Here is a 20,814-nt window from a genome sequence, read left to right on the forward strand (position 1 = left end):
GCACAAGATGAAAAGTCACTTAGCAATCGCACGAAAGGCATTCCCGATTATATTGGCGAATGCTAGTGCGCCATTATTAGGACTTGCTGATACAGCCGCTATTGGTCACATGGGCGGTGCCCAGGAGATTGGTGCTATTGCTTTGGGAGCTCTGGTCTTCAGTTTCCTCTACTGGGGCTTCGGTTTTCTGCGAATGGGAACCACAGGCTATGTAGCCCAAGCGTATGGAGCCGACCACCACGATGAAGTTCGAAACATCGGACTACGATACGGGGTGATAGCCATAGCCGTCGGAACCATCTTTATACTTCTACAGCAGGTCATCTTGCCTATATCGCTCTATTTGTTAGATACCAGCGACTCCATCAAACAACTAGTTGCAGATTATTTTTATGTCCGAATTTGGGGAGCACCAGCAACATTATGCACTTACGCCTTATTGGGAATCTTGATTGGCTTAGGGGAAACCAAGAAACTACTCGCCCTCCAACTACTGCTTAACGGACTCAACATCACACTCAACATTATTTTCGTTGTTTTCTTAGGTTTCGGCGTTCAGGGTATCGCTCTCGGAACCGTATTGGCAGAGTGGTTCTCCTTTCTTGTCGGCACTTGGATGGTTTGGCGGATATTAAATCGACTTTCTCCAAAAGCAAAAAAAGCTGTCGCCTGGAAGACATTGTTCGAAAAAAGCCAATTCGCCCAAATGATGCAGACCAATGGAAATATCATGATCCGCACATTGGCCCTTCTCTTTGGTTTCGCTTGGTTCACCAATCGCGGTGCAAGTTTTGGTGATGGAATTCTTGCAGCCAACCATATCCTCTTGCAATTTGTATCACTATCCGCATTTTTCCTTGATGGTTATGCCTATGTCGTCGAAATGATGGTCGGAAAAAACCTTGGTGCGCGCAACCAAATAGCATTCAGAACTGAACTCAAGATGGCCAATGAACTTGCGGCAGTTACCGCCTTAATCTTAGCCTTATTATTCTTCTTCGGTGGAGACTGGGCTATCCGTGGACTAACAACCGATGAGACTGTCCGTTCCTTTGCATCCGATTATTTACCGTTTGCTTGTTTGTATATCTTAGTTTCGTTCTATGCATTTCAACTCGACGGAGTATTTATTGGCGCTACGTTAAGCAAGGAAATGTGCAATGCCAGCATATTTTCCGTTTTTACTTTTCTTGCTTTCAGTACCCTGCTTAGCTGGCATTTTGGAAATAAAGGTTTATGGATAGCTTTTATTATTTATGTATCTGTAAGAGGTCTAAGTCTGTATTACTATATGCCCAGAATTAGGAGGCTATTTACGAAACATTAATTAGCGATAAAGACAGAGTTTTATTACCAGTCTATTCGACGTCACTTAGATTCTTTGGCGCCGGTTTTAATCTATATCCCATAACTTTATTCATGATTACACTTACCATTGCATCACCGCTAACATTAATGATGGTTCGACACATATCAAGAGGCCGATCCACAGCAAAAATGAGAGCTATACCCGCTGGACTTACCCCAATGGATTCCAAAACTATGACAAGCATCAACACGCCCGCACCGGGCACTGCTGCCGATCCGATTGAAGCCAAGGTTGCCGTCGCGACAATGGTTAGCTGCTGAGATAAAGTTAAATCATAACCCAACACTTGAGCAATAAATACTGCTGCGACACCTTGATACAAACAGGTGCCGTCCATATTTATGGTCGCTCCGATAGGCAGCACGAAACTACTCACTTCTTTATTTACACCAATATGCTCCTCAACACATTCCATTGTTACTGGTAATGTAGCCGCGCTGGAGCTGGTCGAGAATGCAACTAACTGCGCTGGCGCGAGTTTCTTATAAAAGTTTATTGGACTTGTTTTCGCCCAAAACTTTAAAATCAACGGATATATGATATAAAGAAGAGTCGCCAACCCCAATAACACCGTAAAACTATACATTCCTAAAGCAACAAAAATATCAGCTGATGGTGATTCAGTAATCAACGAAGTAATTAAGGCGAATACTCCTATTGGTGCGGTCAACATGATTATATCGACAATTTTAAGAACCACCTCATTAAGACCGTCAAAGAAATCTTTGACTGGCTTACTGCTACTCGATGGGATCAAAATGAGACCTACACCGGCCAAAATTGTAAAGAAAATAACTTGCAGCATATTACCGTTTGAGCTAGCTGCAAAAAAGGCATTCTCCGGAACGATGTCTACTAATGGCTGCAATGGCCCCTGCTGCTTGGTTAAAGCAGCCTCTGCTTGTTTCTCTTCCGCGGTACTCCCAAAGACACTTAACATTTCATTTCGTGTTGCTTCCGAAACAAACTCGCCTGGCTGGATAATATTCACAGTCGTTAGCCCGACGGATACAGCAATAAACGTAGTCATAACATAAATACCAAATGTGCGAAAGCCCATTTTAGACAACTTCGTTATATCTTTTAAATCCGTTATTCCTTTAATCAACGAAGCAATAATCAGCGGAATAGCGATCATTTTCAGGAGATTAATAAAAATTGTACCAAACGGTTTAATCCAATTTGCTACAAAGGTATTTCCCCAAGGAAACTGAATAAAGAGAATACCGGCTGCAACTCCTGCTATAATTCCCAATAAAATCTGCCAATGCAATGCTAATTTCTTCATATAAGTTTGTCAATATATTGATTTTTGTCAAAAAACACATAACCATTTTAAATTTCCCCACACTGATGTAATCTTTAATCGTTCGGTTTTTTTGTAAGACGATGCGGACTCACAATTTCATCTTACCTTTGTCTCATGGCCGGTATCTATATCCACATCCCTTTCTGCAAGCAAGCATGTCATTATTGCGACTTCCATTTTTCGACTTCAGTTAAATATAAAAACGAAATTATTCAAGCTATCCAGAGTGAGGTTGAATTAAGAAAAGATTACTTATCCGGAGCATCCATAAGTAGTATCTATTTCGGAGGAGGTACACCTTCGCTGCTTTCCGCAAAGGAGATCAACCGGATCATCGACCAAGTTTATCTTATACACCCCGTCGAAAATGATATAGAAATCACGCTTGAAGCCAATCCGGACGACTTAACCAAAGGTAAAATTTCCGAGCTCCGCACTACACCGGTCAACAGATTTAGTATTGGTATTCAATCCTTTTTCGAAGAGGATTTGAAATGGATGAACAGAGCGCACAACGCTCAAGAAGCTGAAAGCTCCATCAAACGAGCGCAAGATGCGGGCTTCAACAACATTACGTGCGATCTTATCTACGGGTATCCGTTGCTTTCCGAAGCAAAATGGACGAACAATATCAACAAGATGATTGAATTTGAAGTACCTCATCTTTCTGCTTACAGCATGACCGTTGAGCCGCAAACAGCATTAGGAGCCTTTATCCGCAAAGGCAAGCAACAGCCCATGAACGAAGGGCAGAGCGCTGATCAATTCATCTTGTTGATGCAGAAGATGCAAGAGAACGGATATGAGCAATATGAAATTTCAAACTTCGCACGGGATAAAAACTACTCACAGCACAATACCAGTTATTGGAAAGGCATACCCTATATCGGCATCGGTCCGTCAGCTCATTCGTTCAACGGAGTTGAACGCCAATGGAATGTGGCAAACAACATGAAGTATCTAGAGTCGATATCGACCGATCAGGTACCCGCAGAAAAAGAACTCCTGAGCTTATCCGATCAATTCAACGAGTACATCATGACATCGTTGCGAACAAAATGGGGGGTCGACTATGCCTATCTCGAGAAGAGGTTCCCTTCCGATTTCCTAACTGAAATAAACGAACCTTTGCAATCATACATCGCCAGAGGGAAGGTTCAAAAATCAGAAAAACATTACATCCTCACGGATGAGGGTAAACTCATCGCCGATCAGATTGCAGCCGACCTATTCATAACCTAAAGAGACAAGACGGGTCACCATCGTTTAGCAGCGTTCAGTTTATTGACGTTATTAGCTTACTCAAGTTAACTAAGCTGGTCCTCCACAAAGCCCATAATCCGCTCAGTCGCCCCCGCCTGTTGCTGCACGTAGCCAACCGCACGATTTCCTGCCTCTATACGTACTTTATAATCCATCAGTTCGTCCATGACAAGTATTAATTCCCGTTCGTTGCTGATCGAGTAAGCAGCTTTCGCCTGGATAAGATCTTTCGCTTCTTGGAATTTATGATAATTAGGGCCAAAAATAACCGGCATCCCATAAGCCGCGGCTTCCAGCGTATTGTGAATACCCACGCCAAAGCCCCCTCCGATGTAAGCGATATCGCCGTAGCCATAAAGAGAGGAAAGCATCCCAACATTATCAATGATCAGAATCGGAGACTTATGTTCGGGAATCATATCAGCCTCGGTATCGGTATCATGATATGCTAAGTCCATATCTACTTCCCGCTGTTTCGACTGATCTCTTTTCAGTTGCTCAGTATGCATATAGTCGCTCAACTCGGAAAATAAGATCCCAGATGAAAATATTTTACGTGTATAATCAATGCTTTCTTTGTTGACTTCATGCGGTGCGATGATCAATTTCCAGTCGGGAAAAACTTGATGAAGTGCCAATAAGCGCTCTAGATCCTGAGGCCAGGTACTGCCGGCAACCATCACCCGATGTCCTGTCGCAAAATATGATATAACTGGTAACTCACGAACATTTTTTGCAATCTTCACAACGCGGTCAAATCGGGTATCGCCACTTAAACTAACATTATCAAAACCAATCCCCTTCAAGAGTCGGACACTCTCCTGGTTTTGCACAAAAAAATGACTAATATAGGATAACATTTGTCGAAAAAGGCCTCCATACCATTTAAAGAAAACCTGATCGGGCCTATAGATCGCCGACACCATATACAAGGGAATATTCTTAGCTTTCAATTCCCGGAAATAAAACAACCAATAGTCGTATTTTGTAAAGAAGACCATTTCAGGGTTGATTAACGCGACAAAACGCTTGGCATTAGACCGTGAATCAGCCGGCAAATAAAACACATGGTCCGCCAACGAGTAATTTCGCCTAATTTCATAGCCCGAAGGTGAAAAAAAGGTAATGACGATAGATTTATCCGGAAAACGCTTCTTAAACTCCTCTAACACAGACCGTCCTTGCTCGAATTCCCCCAGAGAAGCAAAATGAAACCAACTATGTTTCCTTGAGCTATCTACTTCGTTTTTAATCTTCTCCAGCAGTCCCTTTCGGCCGTCTACCCACTTTTTAGCTTTATTCCCAAAAATAGCACCGACTCGAATCAGAAAATGAAAAAAAGAAATACCAATGCTATACAAAACTGTCATAAAGGGAGCCAATTAATATTTTAATTAAAAGAACAACTAAAAATACAAATGTTTGCAAAAAATTTAATATTTTGTTTTTGCCAAATTAATTACCTTCGCCAAAGGTAATCATTATAATAAATCTCAATCATGAATAGAAAACGGATTCTTATTACAGGCGCAGCGGGTTTCCTGGGCTCACACCTCTGCGACCGATTTATAGCTGAGGACTTTCATGTCATCGGTATGGATAATTTAATCACCGGTGACTTACGAAATATTGAACATCTATTCCCGCGCGAAAATTTCGAATTCTATCGCCACGATGTTTCAACCTTTGTCCACGTTCCCGGCAAGCTCGATTACATCTTACACTTTGCATCACCTGCGAGCCCAATTGATTACCTAAAAATACCGATCCAAACCTTAAAGGTTGGTTCACTGGGCACGCACAATCTTCTTGGCCTTGCGCGTGCTAAAGGTGCTCGCATTCTGGTAGCCTCTACATCAGAAGTATATGGCGATCCAACCGTTAGTCCGCAAACTGAAGATTACTGGGGAAATGTCAATCCCGTTGGACCAAGGGGCGTTTATGATGAAGCTAAGCGTTTCCAGGAAGCCATCACCATGGCCTATCATACATTCCATAACTTAGAGACGCGCATTGTCCGAATTTTCAATACCTACGGCCCCAGAATGCGTCTGAACGACGGTCGCGTACTACCGGCTTTTATTGGTCAAGCCCTCAGAGGAGAAGATTTAACTGTATTTGGTGACGGCACACAAACTAGATCATTTTGTTATGTAGACGATCAGGTAGAGGGAATATTCCGTCTGCTGATGAGCGATTATGCGCAACCGGTTAACATCGGCAATCCTGATGAAATTACCATTAACCAATTCGCTGAAGAGATCATCAAATTGACAGGAACCAAACAGCGTGTTGTTAATCATGCACTGCCGGTAGACGATCCCAAACAACGACGCCCCGATATCAGCAAAGCAAAAGAGCTGTTGGGCTGGTCTCCAAAAATAGACCGGAAAGAGGGTTTAAAGATTACATACGAATATTTTAAATCGCTTCCAGAACAAGAAATTAATCATAAAGACTTTTCGTATTACAATAAATAAAAAATAAAATGAAGAAAATTTTGGTAACCGGCGGAACGGGATATATCGGATCACATACCGTTGTTGAACTTTATGAAGCAGGCTATACACCGATCATCGTTGATAACCTATCCAACTCCAACATAGGTGTGCTGGGTCAGATTGAAAAAATAACAGGAAAGAAACCGGAATTCCACAACTTTGATCTTTGCGATGAGAGAAAAGTCCAAGACTTTGTGAGTAGTAACCCCGATATTGAAGGCGTGATTCATTTTGCTGCTTACAAAGCCGTTGGTGAATCAGTTGAAAAACCATTGAAATATTATCACAACAATTTCTTTTCACTCATCAATCTACTTAATGCTTTTTCTGCTAAGCCGGTTAATTTCGTGTTTTCATCAAGCTGCACTGTTTATGGTCAACCCGACGAATTACCGGTAACCGAGGCAGCAGAAGTTAAACGGGCCGAGTCGCCTTACGGAAATACCAAACAGATTGCAGAGGAGATCTTACGTGAATCAGCAGCGAGCAATTCGAACTTTCATATACTCTCACTTCGCTATTTCAATCCCGTAGGTGCACACAAAAGTGCTTTGATTGGTGAATTACCGCTTGGTATTCCTCAAAACCTTGTACCTTTTATCACACAAACAGCCATTGGCAAGCGTGAAAAGATTACGGTATATGGGGATGACTATAATACACCTGACGGATCAGCTATCCGTGATTACATTCATGTGGTCGACTTAGCTAAAGCACACGTAGCAGCCATCCAATTGCTTGAGCAGGGAGGCAACAATAAAAACTACGATGTCTTTAATATCGGAACCGGCAAGGGAAGCTCGGTTCTCGAAGTTATTAACGCATTTGAAAAAGCAACAGGCGAAAAATTAAATTATCAGATCGGCGCACGTCGGAGTGGCGATATCGAAAAGGTGTGGGGCGATGTGAGCAAATCAAGCAAAGAACTAGGATGGAAAGCTGAATTGGACATCGAGGAAATGATGCGTTCAGCTTGGGCCTGGGAAGTATATTTGAAGGACGTAAACCCATTTGATACGGAATAACATCATGAAAAAAATTATCATCACCGGCGGAGCGGGTTTTATAGGCTCCCATGTGGTTCGTCGAATGGTGACCACCTACCCTGATTATGAGATTATCAACTTGGACAAACTCACCTATGCGGGGAATCTAGAAAACTTAAAGGATATCGAAGACAAAGCCAACTATCGCTTTATCAAAGGTGATATTGTTGATGCGGACTTCATCGACCGTCTATTCGAAGAAGAAAAACCGGATGGCATTATCCATCTAGCTGCGGAATCACATGTAGACCGCTCCATCAGTGATCCTTCTGCTTTTGTGATGACCAATGTGATCGGGACGGTTAACTTGCTGAATGCTGCGCGCAATAATTGGGAGGGCGCTTATGACCAACATCGCTTCTATCATGTGTCAACCGACGAGGTGTACGGAGCCCTGGGAGCCGAAGGGCTTTTTACTGAAGAGACGAGCTATGACCCGCATTCGCCCTACTCGGCTTCAAAGGCAAGCTCTGACCACTTTGTTCGCGCTTATGGCGACACCTACGGTTTGAATATCGTTATTTCCAATTGTTCCAATAATTATGGGTCGCATCATTTCCCGGAAAAACTGATTCCTCTAGCTATCAACAATATCAAGCATAACCAACCTATCCCGATTTATGGAAAAGGCGAGAATGTACGCGACTGGCTATGGGTTGAGGATCATGCACGGGCGATCGACTTGATCTATCACAAAGCGGCCGGCGGGTCCACTTACAATATCGGCGGCCATAATGAATGGACGAACATCGATCTGATTCATTTACTTTGCGAGATCATGGATCGGAAACTAAATCGTCCACAAGGCAGTTCTGCTGAACTCATTACCTATGTGACCGATCGCGCCGGACATGATTTGCGTTATGCTATCGACTCAAGTAAATTACAGAAAGACCTAGGGTGGACACCCAGCATTACCTTTGAAGAAGGGCTGGAGAAGACAGTCGACTGGTTCCTTGAAAACGGAGAATGGCTGGAAAATGTGACGAGCGGACAGTACTTGGAATACTATAAACAGCAATATAAAGACTAACGGATACAGGTAAAATATTCTGAATGATTTATTCGTATCGCAAGGCCTCCACAGGGTCTAGCTTGGAGGCTTTCGATGCGGGATAAAAACCAGAAATCACGCCGACGATAACACAGACGGCGATACCTACCACCATCCATAGCCAAGGAATGAGGAAGCTGGCACCCAATATAAGGGCGACACCATTTCCTATAATCAAGCCAAGAGCAATTCCAGCTATCCCTCCCATAATACAGATCACAATCGCCTCTGTAAGAAACTGGCGTCTGATTAATTGTGGATTGGCACCCACCGCCTTTCGCAGTCCTATTTCGCGAGTACGTTCGCTTACCGAAACCAACATAATATTCATAAGACCAATCGACGCCCCGACCAAGGTAATTAATCCAATCACTATAGCACCCATTGTAATATAAGCCAAATTACTCATCAGGGTCTGTACGATGGCATCACTCTTCGTAATCTCAAAATTATTTTCCTGTTTAACCTCCACGCCACGAATATTTCTAAAGAGGGCTGTCGCCTCACCAATTCCGGCATCCATCATTTCAGGCCGATCCAACATAACCGTGATGGTATAAGACGGTCTGGTTGCTGGCATAATAGCCCTTGCCCTTACCAAAGGAATAATGGTTGTATTATCGCCACCCATTCCAGCACTTGATCCCTTGTCTTCCAATACACCAATAATGGTAAAACGCATATTCCCGATGGTGATGATTTTATTCAGCGGATCTTCATTATTCTTAAAAAGACTGCTTTTGATCTTCGATCCAATGATGACAACGTTCGTTCCGAGCTCTAGTTCGCGCGAAGTAAAATTACGTCCCAACCCCAGTTTATAACCACCAGTTTCCAGAAAATGAGCATCTCCTCCCTGAACCGAAACATTCGGATTAGTCTTCTCACTTCCATATTTGACCGTTGAGCCGCCTGTTACCCATACCTTAACCGACACCTTCGCCGGAAAAGTAAATTCATCACGAAAGGCAACCGCTTCATCATAGGTGATATTAGGATAAGTTTTCGGTCGCTCACCTTGTCCGCCAATACGGATATTGAGTCCTCTATTCTGGATATTAAAGGCGCTGGAGCCCATCGCCGAGAATGATTCGGTCATCGATTTCTCAATAGCGTCAATCGACGTAAGAATCCCCACCAATGCGGTGATCCCAATAGCAATAATTAAAGCAGTCAAAAATGCGCGCAGGCGATTGCTCCCGATGGATTGCAGCGAGATTTTGACCGTTTCACGCAAAGACATTTTTACTGCCATAAAATTACTGTTTTACGTTAGACCGTCCTCGGATACGAATGTTACAGAAAGAAGAAGATTAGGCTGGATTTTCTCCGCGCTGCAGCTCAAACACGGTAATCTCAGGCAAAATACCGACACGTCCGGGATAGCCTAGGAAGCCAAAACCGGTGTTAACATAAAGCTGTTGTCGCCCCTCCTGATACAGACCAGCCCACTCTTTATAAATATACTGAACCGGGCTCCATTGGAAGCTTTTAGTACGGACACCAAACTGCATCCCGTGTGTATGACCACTAAACGTAGCATCCACATCCGGATGATCCAGTATTTGCGCGCGCCAATGTGATGGATCATGAGAAAGCAATAGCTTCACAGGCATATCTTCCGTTCCTACTAGTGCCTCTTTCAAATCACCATATTTCGGGAAGCGCGTTCCAGCACCCCAGTTTTCGACACCAATGATACCAATTTCCTCATTGTCAACCTTCAGCTTGCGATTTTCATCCAATAGCAAGTCCCAACCCATCTCACGTTGCGCCTTTTTAATCAGCTCCAAGTTCCGCGCTTTCTCGGGAGATGGTGCATGACCAAAGTGATATTCGCCATAGTCATGGTTACCTAAAACCGAGTAAATACCCAGTGGAGCCTTTAGTTTTGCAAAAATATCTTTATAGTCTTTCAACTCAGACGCAAGATTATTAACCAAATCACCTGTAAAGAAGATCACATCAGGCTTTTCACCCAAGACCTTCTCAATGCCTCCCAAGACCGCCTTCTGATTATAAAAGCTTCCCGAGTGTATGTCAGACAGCTGAACAAGTTTCATCCCATGAAAAGCCTTCGGCAACTTGGGTAAATACAACTTTTGTCTTCTCACCCGATAGTCGTATGCACCCGATACAATCCCCCAACTTAGCGTCGTGAAGGGCACAGCTGCTAGTACGATCCCTGTCTTGGCCAAGAAATCCGATCTAGAAATCCCCTTCTTCTTCTCATTCAGCAGCGCGCCTTCTTCGGGCAGCTTGTCGCTCACCTCAGCTGGCAAAGGCTCGCCGGCATCCCGATTCTTATTAAAGAGCCGTCTCGTCACCCATAGCGCTCCGCGCCGTACATCGTCAATTAGAAAAAATAGAGCGAAGACTACTTTGGTAACGAACGTAATAAAGAAAGCCACAAGGACGATCGACCGGACGGTTAGTCGCAGATCCAGATAAACCGTCGCAATAATCCCAATAAATAATAGTACCGAATATGTCCACCAAAGTATAGAAAAGACCCTTGATTTCGCCCACTTAATATTCGTGGCGCGTAAAGCCTTATAGATATAAATATCTAAAACGAGGAGAATAATCGAATTTAAGATGATAAATCTCATGAATATGACTTAGGCAAGTATTTGCTTTTCTTCTTTTAGCACAAAGTTTTTTAAGATATCGATCCAACGAGGATCATCATTCAAACTTTCCACTAATTGCACTTTTTCTCCACCCGCTTCAACAAATTCCTCCTGATATTCAACCGCAATCTCGTAAAGTGTTTCCAGACAGTCCGCCACAAAAGCCGGGCAAAAAACCAACAAACGTTTTTTACCTTCCTTCGCCAGTTCGTGAATCGTCTGACTGGTGAAGGGCTCTATCCACGGTTCCTTTCCTAAACGCGACTGGAAGCTTACCGTATATTGATCTTTCGTTAAGCCTAAATTCTCAGCAATCAAACGTGCGGTATCAAAACATTGTGCCGAATAACAAAAGTAATTCTTATCTGTAATCGTTTGGCAGCAGTCGGCGCCTTTCAAGCAATGCAGTTTCGTGTCATCTGCTTTTAACAATTGGCGTTGAGGCAATCCATGAAAACTAAAGATCACATGATCATAATTTTCGACACCGTATTTACGACCATTATCAGCAAAAATATCAATCATTTCCGGCAGATTATGGTAAGAGTTCATGAAGTTGATTGCTGGAATCACCTGCCATTTACTAACAATCTCCATAACCTTTTGATGCACAGAACCGGTAGTTGCTGAAGCATACTGCGGAAACAATGGTATCACCTGAATAGACTTCACCTTTTGAGCCCGCAGTTCGTTGAGAGCCGACTCAATTGACGGCTTCTGGTAGCGCATCCCCAGCGCAACTACGTATTCATCGCCCAACAGTTCCTGCAGTCTTTCTTTATTCTGCATACCGTAGATCAACAATGGCGAACCTTCATCTGTCCAAATGGCCTTGTAAATCTTTGCAGACTGCGGAGCACGAAAAGGAATAATAGCACCACGCACCAATAAGTTTCTTGGGATCGGCTTGATATCAATTACCCGTCCGTCCATCAAGAACTCATCTAAGTACCTACGAACATCTGAAACCGATGGGCTGTCGGGGGTGCCCAGATTTATTAACAATATTCCCTTTTTCATCATGCCGCAAAGTTACGAAAACCAAGAAATTAAGAAGTAAACTTGTGATAATCGGAGATTAATATGACCCAAATCAATATTTTATTAGTTCATCACGAACATTTTCCATCAACCACATAGGCGTGGAGGTTGCCCCGCATATACCTACACGGTCATTTTCCTGAAAGATGGTAGCGTCTAATTCGCTCGGGTCAGAGATAAAGTATGTATTCGGATTCGCTTTCAAACACACATCATAAAGAACCTTACCATTTGAAGACTTCTTGCCTGCTACAAAGACAATTTTATCATAGCCTTGAGCAAAGGTACCCAAATCTTCATAGCGACTAGAAACTTGGCGACATATCGTGTCATTCGCACGCACATCATAACCCCTGTTCAAGAGCTCCTCTTTGATTTCATAAAACTTATCGGTACTCTTGGTCGTTTGGCTATATAGCGTAAATTTTTGTGGCAAGTCCACATGATCCAACTCTGCTATATCTTGAAAGACAATGGCCTCTCCATTCGTTTGCCCCTGCAGACCGATCACTTCGGCGTGCCCATGTTTCCCAAAGATCAGCACCTTCTCCTTTTCATCAAAGGTGGTTTTGATACGATTCTGAAGTTTCAGCACAACCGGACATGAAGCATCAATCAGCGTAATATTATTCTCAAGCGCAATCCTATAAGTCTCCGGTGCCTCACCATGAGCGCGAATCAATACCTTCTCATTCTTTAAATTCGGCAAATCTTCATGACCAATAATGCGGAGACCTTTGTCTTTTAGTCGCACTACCTCTTTATCATTGTGAACAATATCTCCTAGACAATACAGATAGCCATCCTCTTCCAAAATCTCCTCGGCCATATCAATAGCGTAAACAACACCAAAGCAGAAACCAGAGTCTTTATCGATTGATACTGATAAGTTTAATCCCATGACATACAAAGATAAGCAATTGCGCTATATTTAGCTAGCACTCTATTTTCTAGCACTCTATTTTAAGGCATCCAACATTTTAAACATTTTCAGTCGCATCGGTTGCGAGCGTCCCATGTGATTGTTGATCAGAAACGAAAAAACAAGTGGTGTACCATCCGGAGCCGTATGGTAGCCCGTATAGCCCAAAACCCCACCAATCGTACCACTCTTCATCTTCATGTTGTTATAAGTTGGCATATTTTCATAATAACTTCCAAACCAGTTTTGCTTTTTAGCATATAAGAGGATCTTCGCCATCGCCATGGTTGTTACCCGACTTTCAGGCGATAGGCCGCTACCATCCTTGATTTTCAACGCGCCTTCATCTTCGCCGATTTTTTCACTCCAATACTCGCGTTCCCAGTCGACCGCCTCGCCTGTCTCCGGATCAGAACCTTCCTGCAGCGCTGCCGTTTTCAATAGCGCCTCGCCATACAGGTTAATGCTTCGTTTCATAAACCAATAACAGATCTGACTGATCGTTGGAGAAAAGTAACGATCTAGCAAGGTCGTCTCTAACGGTATTCCCTCGCCATCCGACTTCATCAAAAAGGCCGTATTAGCAGGCTCCGCCACCGAGACCCCTGCTTCATCCAACGCCATTTGCAAACTCCACGCCGCATCCAAGGCTCCATCAGGAATTGATATTTCAATTTGCTTATTCAAGTCGGAAGCATAGGTTCCTCTCAAAACGATAAACGACGAATAAGGCGCTGAATATGCATACACCTGATCACCTGTACCCGCTTTGCCTATTGTTACCTCATTAATAATTTTCAGATAAGGCTTATTCGGAGACGTACGGAGCAATGAAGCCGGACCGCCCACCTTACCTTTTCCGGATAGAATAATTTTAAATTTATTTTCACGCCAATTTAGCGAGGATACACTAGAGCCATAGTATTGTCCCATATCAACCCAAGTCCACCCGCTTGGCGCCATCTGTCCATTAAACAGAATATCGTCACCGATAATAGATCCATTGATTTTCTTAATACCTGCACGCTTTATCGCCGAGACCCACTGCGCGAGAATGTTTTCTGGTTTAGTTTCTTCAAAATTTTCGCTACCTAGAGAAGGATCTCCCGTACCTTGTATAATCACATCGCCATTCAACACACCGTCGCCGTCGATCTGACCACTATAGCGTAAACTGGTTTCATATTTATAGTTACCCCCCATAACCGAGTAGGCGGTCGCCGTCGTAATCGCCTTCATGGTCGAGGCCGTCGCCAAACCCGTCCCCTCATTTTTTGCATACACCGTTTCCCCGGTATTAGCATTGAGTACGGTGATGGATGCAATTCCGTATTTCATATTCGGATCCTGCTCAAAGGCTTCAAAAGCATTTTCAATCTTTTGACTTAGGTTTTGAGCTAAAGAAGCTTGCGTGAAAAACAGCAAAGTAACAATGAGTGTAGAAAGGTATTTCATAGACATATGGATTAACAATAAGGGTAAAAATACAAATTAGAGGCATATCTAAAGATATATTTTTCTTTTAGGCATAAAAATTGCCTTCCAGTGTATAAATAATCTTCAACCATCACATTATGAATGTAAAAAGAACTTTTGGAACCATTCTGACCGTGCTCGGAATCATCGGATTAATCTATGTAGGTGTGCAATTTGTACAGCACAGCGAAGCCTACAGACAGTTGCTAGTTATAGGTATCATCGGCATCATCTTCTTTTTCTCGGGTATCGGACTTGTCCGCAATACGAAAGACGAAGCTTAGATCAGTCGGTCTTTAACAACCAGTGTATTGGCCAGTTTATCATGCCAACATTGCTGTTTACGGTTAAAGAAGCCGAGCAGAAAACCCAAGCCAAAACTCAGAAAACCCAGTACTTTGCCAAAATTTCGCAAAAGCGACTTGGCGAAGCTGATGGGTTGGCCGTGGGCATCACAAACCCTGATTCGAAGAATTAATTTCCCCGGGCTGCCTTGATATTTAGAACACTCCATAAAGAGCGTTATCAAAAACTTTATAGGAATCAATGCAAGCAGGCCGGTCAATGCTAAAGGGAGACGCTCTTCCGGCAGCGTAATCCCGATAATTGGCACGAGTACTAAGATACAATAAACAGCGAAAGCCAGAAAAAAGTCAATTGCCCACGCTAGCAGTCGCACATCCAGAGTCGCAAAGTACTGCGGTTCCGTCGTTTGGTATTCAACGGCCAACAAACGACTTAATTCGGGCAATTCACGTAACTCCTTAAAGTCGGAAGCCCCTTGCTCTTTGACAAAATCACTCGTCTTTAGATTCAGCAACTTCAACTCCGCCAAGGTATAGGCTTTGCTGGGTTTGCCGTGCTGAACAACCGTATACCGCTTCTCTTCCACAGGCTCCTATTTTTCAATCAATATTGACTCACCCGTACACTAGACAGGCCACTCTCAATATGAATTGTATATCGCTTCTCAGCAGCATCAAAGTTACCTAACACATAAGAGCCATCGCTTTGCTTGCTAAAGCCGTCGAAGTTCTTTGATGACAGTGCAGATTCAGCGATGATACGACAAGCAGCTTCTTTCGGTATCTCCAATTCAAATTCAGCGAGTCCACCTTCAAAATCGACTTCCGACTTGGCAGACTGGGGCATTCCGAGCCTAGCTTTGACACTAGCCACACCGCCCTCGATCGTCAGTTTTTCCAATTTATAGGCGCTTAGATCGAAATTTGCCGTCCCAGCACCAATTTCCAAGCTGATGTCCCAAATCGGATTCGTATTCAAATGCATGATTACCGAGTTATCGTTGCTATCCTCACCTGAACGCTTAGAATCCTCATCAGACATCCTAAAGTCCAAATCAGCTTTAGAACCCGAACGAACTTCTTTTAACGAAAAGTTCGAAAAATCAGAAGCAGCATCGGCCTCAAATAGCTGATCGGTTGGTTCTCCGATGCGATAGGAAATTACCCCACCTTCAATAGACAGCTCTGCAAATTCGATCGCCGTATCATAAGGACTTTTGAAGTTCTTACTAGCCCTAGTCGACGTTCCATGATCTGACCCCGATGAATCCCATTCAAAATTTCGATCGTGATCATTAAATATCCGGCCCAAAAGACCGTTATTCTTGGGTACAGTGAGTCCTTGATAGGCAAAGAGAGCCAATACACCCAAGGTTACAAAAACCATGATATAATTACTTTCGGTTTTCTCCGGCAAAAGGTATCCGATTCCAATTAAAATGATCAATACCGGCCAAAGTGAAAAAACAGCCGACCAGTTAAAGTTGATATATCCTAGATTTGTAAACAGAAGAATGAATCCTACAAAGAGGACCAACAAACCCCAACTTATTCTTTTCACATTCATAATAAAAAACCTTTAGGTCCATATTTAGATCTGCCCCCTTCGAGGTCGAACCACTATTTTATCCACATTTGCACCTTCACTCATTGATAGTACAGATACCACAGCCTTGGCAATATCTTCCGGCAATATAAATTCGCTTGCCGGCACGGTGGTGCCATCCCAAGAGGAGGTTAAAGTAGAACCAGGAACGATCTCAGTGACCTTGACCCCATGTTGCTTTAGTTCCTCGCGAATGACATTAGTTAGACCAGCCAGCGCCGACTTTGTTACAGAATAGGAAGCCGCGCTTGGCACCGCTTCTCTCGCCGCTACGGAGCTAATCGTAAAAACATACCCCTCGCTACGCGCTTTCATAGACTTGGTAACGGTCCGAGACAAGGCATGGGGCGCAAACACATTTACCTGCATATGTTGCCGTAGGGCATTTTCGTCTTCATCCAAAAAATGACCCGGGACAAACAAGCCCACATTATTAATCAGCACGTCTACCTGTTCAACTTCCCGCTCCAACCAGACACATAAGGAACGTACTTGTTCAGGATCAGCAAAATCGCAGGAACGAAGGTACACTTTCACCCCTGCGTTCACTTCTTGTATTTCCTTTTCCAGCCGGAGCAAGTCGTCCTGCTTCCTGGCACAAGCTATCACATGATAACCCTCATGAGCCAAAGACAAGGAAATGGCTCTACCCATCCCTTTTGTCGCTCCCGTAATCAGTGCTGTTTTCATAATTATTTCTACTCTGCTAGCTAGGTTTTAAAAAATTAAAATTACAAATTTTAAAACATTATATTTACCCCAATATATCGTTATTTATGTTTTTTACGCATTTCGGCAAATATCTAATTCTTTTAAAAAAGGTCTTCAAAAAACCTGAAAAGTGGAGTATCTATTGGAAAGAGATTTTCTTAAACATGAATAATATAGGTGTTGGCTCGCTGGGACTGGTAGGCATCATATCTACCTTTATCGGAGCGGTAATGACCATGCAGATAGCCTTCCAGTTGGTTTCCGACCTCATCCCCTCTTCCATTATCGGACAGATTAACCGTGACTCCAGTATATTAGAATTGAGCCCGACCATCACCGCCCTCGTTTTAGCCGGAAAGGTCGGATCCTCTATTTCCTCCCAGATAGGCTCCATGCGCGTATCGGAGCAGATCGATGCCTTAGAAATCATGGGTATCAATGCACCGGGCTATTTAATCCTACCTAAGATATTAGCCGGCATCACGATGGTACCCCTTTTGGTTATCGTCTCTATTTTTCTTGCCTTAGCTGGCGGTTTAATGGGAGGTGCGCTGTCTGGAGCCGTTACGCCGGCCGAATACATCACGGGTATCACGAGCGATTTTAATGGCTATACCGTAGCCGTAGCCTTGGTAAAAGCCTTTGTGTTCGGATTCATCATCACGTCGGTTTCAGCATTTCAGGGCTTCTATGTAACGGGAGGATCTCTGGAGGTAGGTTATGCCAGTACGAAGAGTGTAGTTGTTAGTTGTATTACCATTTTAGCTTGCGATTACATTATAACGGCTGTCATGTTATAACAAATAAAATCCATAATAGGGAACGCATGATTGAGATAGTTGATATTCATAAATCGTTTGGAGATAACGAAGTCCTTAAAGGAATTTCTGCAACATTTGAACCCGGTAAAATAAGTTTGATTATCGGCGGATCGGGCTCCGGTAAAAGTACCTTACTAAAATGTATGGTTGGCTTACACAAGCCCAATGCCGGCAGAGTCCTGTACAACGACGTCGAATTTACGCGATTGTCTTTTGAAGAAAGAATCCCCATCCGGAAAGAAATCGGCATGCTTTTTCAAAATTCAGCCCTCTTCGATTCCATGACCGTAGAGCAGAACATTATGTTCTCCCTGGATATGTTTACCGAGATGAGTCGCGGCGAGAAGGTAGATCGCGCCAACTTTTGTTTGGAGCGGGTAAACCTGAAAGGCACCAACGATCTCTATCCGGCAGAACTGTCGGGAGGTATGAAGAAGCGAGTTGGTATTGCTCGTGCTATTTCCATGACTCCAAAATATCTTTTTTGTGATGAGCCAAATTCAGGACTGGATCCACAAACCTCCATCCTGATCGACGAACTCATCCAAGATCTAACCGAAGAATTTAATACAACCACCATTGTCGTTACCCACGACATGAACTCAGTAATGGGCATTGGCGACTATATTTTATTTCTTTACAAAGGCCATAAAGAATGGGAAGGCTCCAACAAAGAGATTGCCCACACGGAGGTCGAAGAGCTAAACAAGTTTGTCTTCGCTAGTCCCTTTATGAAAGTTGCCAAAAAAAGTTTCTAGTCGCTTAATACATGGCCAAAACATCACAACCCTTACAAACTACTCCCAGCGAGTGGAACGATTACCAACTTGTCGATAGCGGTAATGGAGAAAAGCTCGAACGTTTTGGTGCCGTTACTCTCATCCGACCCGAGCCGAGCGCCAATTGGCCGAAATCGCTTTCCGGCGAAGAGTGGCATCAGAAACATGACGCACGCTTTGTCGCACGCTCCAATACCCAAGGTGAATGGGTTAAAAAATCAAAAAACAAGCCATCCGAATGGCATATCAATTACCATGTCGGTCAGGTCAACATCAAGCTTCGCTTAGCGCTTACCAAATTCAAACATATCGGTATTTTCCCCGAACAAGCCGCCAATTGGCAGTATATCGCGTCGTCCCTCATTAAATTTAAAAATCCGGCACCCAAGGTATTGAATCTTTTCGCTTATACAGGTGGTGCATCCATCGTCGCCAAAGCCTGCGGTGCGGACGTCACGCATGTCGATTCCATTAAGCAGGTGGTCACCTGGGCCAATCAAAATCAGGAACTATCCGGACTAAGGGACATCCGCTGGGTAGTGGAAGATGCGTTTAAATTCGTGAAACGCGAAATGAAACGAGGCAATCTTTACAACGGCATCATCCTCGACCCGCCGGCATACGGTCACGGTCCGAAAGGCGAACGTTGGAAGCTGGAAAATCAGATTGAAGAAATGATCGAACAGGTAAGTGGACTACTGGATCCGAAGGAACATTTCCTAGTGCTTAACACCTACACCCCGGGCTTCAATACAGAGGATATTGAACGAGTGATTAAAACCCATAATCCGCGCATAAGGAACCTGGAAACAGGCGACCTGTATTTACAATCATCGACAAAACGTAAGCTGATTATGAGCAATTACGGTCGCTTTAGAAAATCATTATAATATCCTTATGAAAAACAATATCTTCTTCCAATTGATTTACCTGACGACAGCCTTCGCAGTCTGTTTGTCATCTTGTGGTTCAAGTGTAGATCAAGCCAACGGTCAAGAATCGCATAGCGACAGCCTCACAGTTGACAGCTTAGTTAAGGTCGAGCCGGAAGCCGAAAAACCGGTCTCCTTGATGGTAGACTCTAGCGAGTTTCGCGAGCAAATGCAGGCTTTGGTTAATGGAGACACCACCGGTATATGGCCGGTCGATGATCAACCGATCCCTCTCGCGGGAGCTATCCTACCGCAAAAAAGAATCATAGCGTATTATGGCAATCTATACTCAAAGCGCATGGGTATCCTTGGTGAATATGCGCCGAAAGAAATGCTTTCTCGCCTCGATCAAGAAATAGAAAAATGGAATCAAGTAGATTCCACACGCGAAGCCATACCGGCACTCCATTATATCGCCGTTGTAGCCCAAGGCAGTGCCGGCAAGGATGGAAAATACAGAAATCGGATGCCCGACAGCCAAATCGACTCTGTACTGGCTATTGCTAAGATGCGTGATGCACTTGTCTTTTTAGACATCCAAGTTTCCCTGAGCACCATTCAGGATGAGCTTCCCCATCTTGATAAATACCTCAAACTTCCTCATGTGCACTTGGGTATCGACCCCGAATTCTCGATGAAAGACGGATCCAAACCCGGCAGAAAAATAGGTCATTTTACAGCAGACGACATTAATTACGCCAGTAACTATCTGGCCAAATTGGTCCAGGAACACAACCTGCCGCCAAAAGTATTTATTGTCCATCGTTTTACACAGGGTATGGTCAGAAACTATCAGGACATCCAGTTACATCCCGAGGTACAGACCGTCATCCATATGGACGGATGGGGACCACCGGCATTAAAAAAAGACACCTATAGACGCTATATCTACAAAGAACCCGTAGAGTTTACCGGCTTTAAAATCTTTTATAAGAACGATATCAAACAAGCCCCCAATCGTCTACTAACCCCTGGGGAACTGATGGAACTGAAACCCATACCAGTTTACATCCAGTATCAGTAAATAATTATGCGTAAATTTGATT

General features: G+C 43.6%; 20 protein-coding genes. 10 read left to right on the top strand and 10 right to left on the bottom strand.

Translation table 11 applies throughout. The features are described 5' to 3' along the window. Positions 1 to 7: 7 nt before the first annotated feature. Entirely contained in the window at positions 8 to 1,327 is a 1,320-nt protein-coding gene (locus tag WKR92_RS04825) for an MATE family efflux transporter (RefSeq protein WP_375556692.1), read from the top strand. A gap of 31 nt (positions 1,328 to 1,358) precedes the next feature. On the opposite strand, the gene WKR92_RS04830 is transcribed toward WKR92_RS04825, so the two are convergent. Beyond that, complete coding sequence (locus tag WKR92_RS04830) at positions 1,359 to 2,657, bottom strand: dicarboxylate/amino acid:cation symporter (protein ID WP_375556693.1); 1,299 nt, start codon at positions 2,655 to 2,657, stop codon at positions 1,359 to 1,361. Positions 2,658 to 2,792: 135 nt separating this feature from the next. On the opposite strand from WKR92_RS04830, the gene hemW reads away from it, so the two are divergent. Beyond that, positions 2,793 to 3,920 carry a radical SAM family heme chaperone HemW gene (gene hemW, locus WKR92_RS04835; protein ID WP_375556694.1) on the top strand — a complete coding sequence of 376 codons (1,128 nt, stop codon included), beginning with the start codon at positions 2,793 to 2,795 and terminating at the stop codon, positions 3,918 to 3,920. A gap of 65 nt (positions 3,921 to 3,985) precedes the next feature. On the opposite strand, the gene WKR92_RS04840 is transcribed toward hemW, so the two are convergent. Further along, on the bottom strand, positions 3,986 to 5,311 hold the full coding sequence (locus tag WKR92_RS04840) for a 3-deoxy-D-manno-octulosonic acid transferase (RefSeq protein ID WP_375556695.1): 1,326 nt from the start codon (positions 5,309 to 5,311) through the stop codon (positions 3,986 to 3,988). A 129-nt stretch (positions 5,312 to 5,440) separates the two neighbouring features. On the opposite strand from WKR92_RS04840, the gene WKR92_RS04845 reads away from it, so the two are divergent. Genes WKR92_RS04845 through rfbB form a run of 3 tightly spaced genes read left to right on the top strand, consistent with a single transcriptional unit; the run spans position 5,441 to position 8,521 of the window. Continuing rightward, on the top strand, positions 5,441 to 6,421 hold the full coding sequence (locus tag WKR92_RS04845) for a UDP-glucuronic acid decarboxylase family protein (protein ID WP_375556696.1): 981 nt from the start codon (positions 5,441 to 5,443) through the stop codon (positions 6,419 to 6,421). An 8-nt stretch (positions 6,422 to 6,429) separates the two neighbouring features. Beyond that, a complete protein-coding gene (galE, locus tag WKR92_RS04850; protein ID WP_375556697.1) occupies positions 6,430 to 7,467 on the top strand; it encodes a UDP-glucose 4-epimerase GalE in 1,038 nt (345 codons plus the stop codon). A gap of 4 nt (positions 7,468 to 7,471) precedes the next feature. Then, a complete protein-coding gene (gene rfbB / locus WKR92_RS04855; protein ID WP_375556698.1) occupies positions 7,472 to 8,521 on the top strand; it encodes a dTDP-glucose 4,6-dehydratase in 1,050 nt (349 codons plus the stop codon). Between the two features lie 28 nt (positions 8,522 to 8,549). Here the strand turns inward: rfbB and WKR92_RS04860 are convergent, their stop codons facing one another. From WKR92_RS04860 to dacB, 5 genes are all read right to left on the bottom strand, one after another. Further along, complete coding sequence (locus WKR92_RS04860) at positions 8,550 to 9,797, bottom strand: ABC transporter permease (protein ID WP_375556699.1); 1,248 nt, start codon at positions 9,795 to 9,797, stop codon at positions 8,550 to 8,552. Between the two features lie 58 nt (positions 9,798 to 9,855). Beyond that, entirely contained in the window at positions 9,856 to 11,154 is a 1,299-nt protein-coding gene (locus WKR92_RS04865; protein ID WP_375556700.1) for a metallophosphoesterase, read from the bottom strand. Positions 11,155 to 11,163: 9 nt separating this feature from the next. Next, positions 11,164 to 12,198 carry a ferrochelatase gene (hemH, locus tag WKR92_RS04870; RefSeq protein WP_375556701.1) on the bottom strand — a complete coding sequence of 345 codons (1,035 nt, stop codon included), beginning with the start codon at positions 12,196 to 12,198 and terminating at the stop codon, positions 11,164 to 11,166. A gap of 70 nt (positions 12,199 to 12,268) precedes the next feature. Further along, positions 12,269 to 13,117 carry a 4-hydroxy-3-methylbut-2-enyl diphosphate reductase gene (locus WKR92_RS04875; protein ID WP_375556702.1) on the bottom strand — a complete coding sequence of 283 codons (849 nt, stop codon included), beginning with the start codon at positions 13,115 to 13,117 and terminating at the stop codon, positions 12,269 to 12,271. A gap of 57 nt (positions 13,118 to 13,174) precedes the next feature. Continuing rightward, positions 13,175 to 14,593 carry a D-alanyl-D-alanine carboxypeptidase/D-alanyl-D-alanine endopeptidase gene (gene dacB, locus WKR92_RS04880; protein WP_375556703.1) on the bottom strand — a complete coding sequence of 473 codons (1,419 nt, stop codon included), beginning with the start codon at positions 14,591 to 14,593 and terminating at the stop codon, positions 13,175 to 13,177. A gap of 119 nt (positions 14,594 to 14,712) precedes the next feature. Here dacB and WKR92_RS04885 point away from each other — a divergent pair, with 119 nt between their 5' ends. Continuing rightward, on the top strand, positions 14,713 to 14,898 hold the full coding sequence (locus tag WKR92_RS04885) for a hypothetical protein (RefSeq protein WP_375556704.1): 186 nt from the start codon (positions 14,713 to 14,715) through the stop codon (positions 14,896 to 14,898). Here WKR92_RS04885 and WKR92_RS04890 read toward each other — a convergent pair. From WKR92_RS04890 to WKR92_RS04900, 3 genes are read right to left on the bottom strand one after another with little or no spacing between them, the layout of a single operon-like run. Next, on the bottom strand, positions 14,895 to 15,506 hold the full coding sequence (locus WKR92_RS04890; RefSeq protein WP_375556705.1) for an RDD family protein: 612 nt from the start codon (positions 15,504 to 15,506) through the stop codon (positions 14,895 to 14,897). The two genes, WKR92_RS04885 and WKR92_RS04890, sit on opposite strands and share 4 nt — an antisense overlap. A 17-nt stretch (positions 15,507 to 15,523) precedes the next feature. After that, entirely contained in the window at positions 15,524 to 16,486 is a 963-nt protein-coding gene (locus WKR92_RS04895) for a toast rack family protein (RefSeq protein ID WP_375556706.1), read from the bottom strand. A gap of 24 nt (positions 16,487 to 16,510) precedes the next feature. Further along, positions 16,511 to 17,215, bottom strand: coding sequence for an SDR family NAD(P)-dependent oxidoreductase (locus WKR92_RS04900; RefSeq protein ID WP_375556707.1), 705 nt, complete (start codon positions 17,213 to 17,215; stop codon positions 16,511 to 16,513). A gap of 86 nt (positions 17,216 to 17,301) precedes the next feature. Between WKR92_RS04900 and WKR92_RS04905 the strand changes: the two genes are divergently transcribed. The 4 genes from WKR92_RS04905 to WKR92_RS04920 are packed head-to-tail and all read left to right on the top strand — an operon-like array spanning position 17,302 to position 20,792. Further along, entirely contained in the window at positions 17,302 to 18,036 is a 735-nt protein-coding gene (locus tag WKR92_RS04905) for an MlaE family ABC transporter permease (RefSeq protein ID WP_375556708.1), read from the top strand. 26 nt (positions 18,037 to 18,062) lie between these two features. Next, positions 18,063 to 18,815 (top strand): ABC transporter ATP-binding protein, encoded by a 753-nt coding sequence (locus WKR92_RS04910; protein WP_375556709.1) that lies wholly within the window; start codon positions 18,063 to 18,065, stop codon positions 18,813 to 18,815. 11 nt (positions 18,816 to 18,826) lie between these two features. Next, complete coding sequence (locus tag WKR92_RS04915) at positions 18,827 to 19,726, top strand: class I SAM-dependent methyltransferase (RefSeq protein ID WP_375556710.1); 900 nt, start codon at positions 18,827 to 18,829, stop codon at positions 19,724 to 19,726. A 7-nt stretch (positions 19,727 to 19,733) separates the two neighbouring features. After that, positions 19,734 to 20,792, top strand: coding sequence for a hypothetical protein (locus tag WKR92_RS04920; RefSeq protein ID WP_375556711.1), 1,059 nt, complete (start codon positions 19,734 to 19,736; stop codon positions 20,790 to 20,792). Positions 20,793 to 20,814: the final 22 nt, after the last annotated feature.

It is taken from the genome of Albibacterium profundi (genome assembly GCF_042159835.1).
GTDB classification, from domain to species: domain Bacteria; phylum Bacteroidota; class Bacteroidia; order Sphingobacteriales; family Sphingobacteriaceae; genus Albibacterium; species Albibacterium profundi.